Raw genomic sequence first — 3,266 nt, 5'->3', positions numbered from 1 at the left:
GCCAAGCAGCAGGAGAGCCAAGAAGAGGGATCCCAGCAGCCAAAAGGCAAGGCCAGAGGGATCCACCAGGCCCACCGTTTTCCCTACCGCCCATAGCTCTCTGTGCATAGAACCCAGAGATTCCTGCCCCCTTTCCACAGTATCCCAGCAAGTCTTTCCAGCTTATCTTGGAGGTCAAAAGGGGAAGCTCAGCTAACTTGCGGAAATGGCCTCTATGCAATGGGCAGGATTCCTCAAGAGTGGCTTTTTGGGGAAATGAGTCTTGGCTCAAAGCTTTGTTTCTGGGTGCAGTAGGGAGAGAGACTCTTTATTGTGAAGATGCTTTATTGTGAAAAATAATTGTGAAGATTCAGCGGGATCCCTTGCGCCAGCGGCAGTAGAGTTTTTCCAACTCCACCCAGACCATAACCACGGTGCTAAAGCCCAAGCAGATCAAAAGTTCAGTGCGGGTTAGCTCCTCTGTGCCAAAGAAGCTGCGCAAGAAAGGCACATAGAGCAGAGCCAATTGCAAGAGCAGAGTGGTCAGGACCGCGCCCAGCAGGTAGGGGTTGGAAAAAGGGTTGGTCTCGATGGTGAGCTTCTCGTTGGAGCGCACGGCCAGCGCATGGCCCATCTGGGCGATACACAGGGTGGTGAAGACCATTGTGCGCCAGTGGGGGATGTAGGCTTCCACAATGGCCATCATGAGGATTGTGGAGATGGCAAAAACCACGCCGATGCGCACCATGTAGGCTCCCAGCCCCTGGGCGAAGATGCTCTCTTTGGGGTTGAAGGGGGGGCGCTGCATCACCCCTGGCTCCGCCGGTTCCAAAGCCAAGGCCAGAGCGGGCAGGCCATCGGTCACCAAGTTCATCCACAAGATCTGTAGGGGTGTCAGCGGCACATCCCCCAAGCCCAGGATGGGGGCAGCAGCCACTGTCAGCACCTCACCGATGTTGCTGCCCAAAATGTACTTCACAAAGCGGCGGATGTTGCTGTAGACCACTCGCCCTTCTTCAATGGCTGCCACGATGGTGGCGAAGTTGTCGTCCAGCAGCACCATATCGCTGGCCTCTTTGCTCACATCGGTGCCCGTGATGCCCATGGCGATGCCAATATCCGCTTGGCGCAGGGCAGGGGCGTCGTTGACCCCATCCCCGGTCATGGCCACGAACTCGTTTTGCTTTTGCAAGGCCTGGACAATGCGCAGCTTGTGTTCGGGGGCGACGCGGGCATAGACCCTGACGGTTTGTACCGTTTGCAGCAGCTCCTCGAAACTCAAGCGGGAGAGGGTACGCCCGTCAATCGCCTGATCCTCCGACTCGAGAATGCCCAACTCCCGGGCAATGGCCACAGCCGTGAGCTGATGATCGCCGGTAATCATCAGGGTGCGGATCCCAGCTTCTCGGCAGCGGGCCACGGCCTCTCGCGCCTCTGGTCGCGGAGCATCGTGCATCCCCACCAAGCCCAGCCAAACCAGGTTGTGCTCCACCTCTTCCCCGTTGTCCGGGATCCGCTCTAGCCTCTGGGTGGCTACCCCCAGAACCCGGATACCTTGGGCGGCCAGGCGGTTGTTGGTGCCGAGGATGGCTTGGCGATCGGTTTCCGACAGCTCCTGCCAAGTGCCCCCTTTCTGGATACGATCACACCGCTCCAGCACCAGCTCTGGGGATCCCTTGGTGTAGACGCAGTAGCCGCCGTTTTCTTGGATCACCACGCTCATGCGCTTGCGTTCCGAGCTGAAGGGGAGCTCCTGCACCCGTGGGTAGCGCTCCTGTAGGGAGCCTTTGTGGAGGTTGGCTTTGGCGGCTGCCACCAGCAGGGCGGCCTCGGTGGGATCCCCCAGGATGGACCAGGTGGGCGTTGAAGGGGGGGAAGAAACTGCAGACCGAGGGTTACGCCCGGCAACAGGTTGGAGACTGGCCTGCAACAGGGCATCGTTGCAGAACACCACGGCCCGCAAGATGGCCTGCAGATCCGGGGCGCTCCCGGGATCTATGGGCTGGCCGCCGCAGTAGAAGGATCCCTTGGGAATGTAACCGGTGCCGCTGACGTGGTAATGGCGGTCGGGGGTAATGATGTCGGTTACCACCATTTTGTTTTCCGTGAGGGTGCCGGTTTTGTCGGAGCAGATGGTGGTCACGGATCCCAGGGTCTCTACTGCCGGCAGGCGGCGGATCAGGGCGTGGCGGCGCACCATGCGTTGGGTGCCAATAGCCAGGGTGACAGTGATCACCGCAGGCAGCCCCTCTGGTACCACGGCCACGGCCATGCTCAAGGAGGTTTCCAGAAGCGAGGTGAAAGGGGCCATACTCCTGGCTTGCAGCAGCCCTATCCCCACCACCAGGGCCACCAAAGCCAGGGATCCCGACACCAGCACATTGCCCAGTTGGCTCATGCGCCGCTGCAGGGGAGTGGGCTCGTTTTCCACCGTTTGTAGCAGCTTCGCCACCTTGCCCAGCTCCGTGTTCATGCCGGTGGCAGTAACCAAGAGGATCCCTCGCCCCTGAATCACTTCGGTGCCCATGAAGGCCATGTTGCGCCGTTCCCCCAGCTCGATGTCCGGCGGGAGTACGCAATCTGCCTGTTTGGTTACAGGGGTGGCTTCTCCGGTCAAAGCTGCTTCCCGCACCTGCAGGTTCACGGCCTCGGCCAAGCGCCCATCGGCTGGGATCTGCACCCCCGCCTCCAGCAGCACGCGATCCCCCGGCACCAGTTGGCTGGCTGGAACTTCTTGCCACAGGCCATCCCGCTCCACCCGCACAGTAGGGGAGGCCAGTTTTTTCAGGGCCGCCAGCGCTTTTTCCGCCCGACTTTCTTGCAAATAGCCCAGGCCACCGTTAAGGCCAACGATCAACAAAATGGCCAGGGCATCTTTGGGAAACTCGCCTTCTTGCAAGTCCAAAGTGGCCGAGATCGCCGCTACGGCGATCAGCATCAGCAGCATGACGTTGCGGAATTGATCCAGCAGGACTTGCCAGGAGCTACGGCCAGAGGAGGTGATCAGCTCATTGGGGCCATACTCCCGCTGCCTCTGGATTACCTGCTGAGTGGTGAGGCCGCGATCGGGATCGGTCTGCAACTTCTGGATGGCGGCGGCAAGGGTGAGGCTATGCCAGGCAGGAACAGAAGCAAGGGGGGATCCATCCGGTGGGATCATCGCGACCACTCGAGGGTTCTTGCCGCATTTTGACATACTCCCCGCCCTCGAGGGGGAGGATTCTTGTCATCTCCCCAGTTGTTCGGGCCATAGCTCTTCTGGCGCCAGCGGCTGGGATCATCTTCAG

General features: G+C 60.2%; 1 protein-coding gene. It reads right to left on the bottom strand.

Annotation, left to right across the window (positions count from 1 at the left end):
- Positions 1-349 precede the first annotated feature (349 nt).
- Complete coding sequence (locus NW820_RS07430; protein ID WP_414407124.1) at positions 350-3,139, bottom strand: cation-translocating P-type ATPase; 2,790 nt, start codon at positions 3,137-3,139, stop codon at positions 350-352.
- Positions 3,140-3,266: the final 127 nt, after the last annotated feature.

The organism is Synechococcus sp. R55.7, assembly GCF_047461955.1.
GTDB lineage: Bacteria > Cyanobacteriota > Cyanobacteriia > Thermostichales > Thermostichaceae > Thermostichus.
The sequence above is the reverse complement of the archived record's forward strand: the minus strand, read 5'-3'. Positions and strand labels throughout refer to the sequence as shown.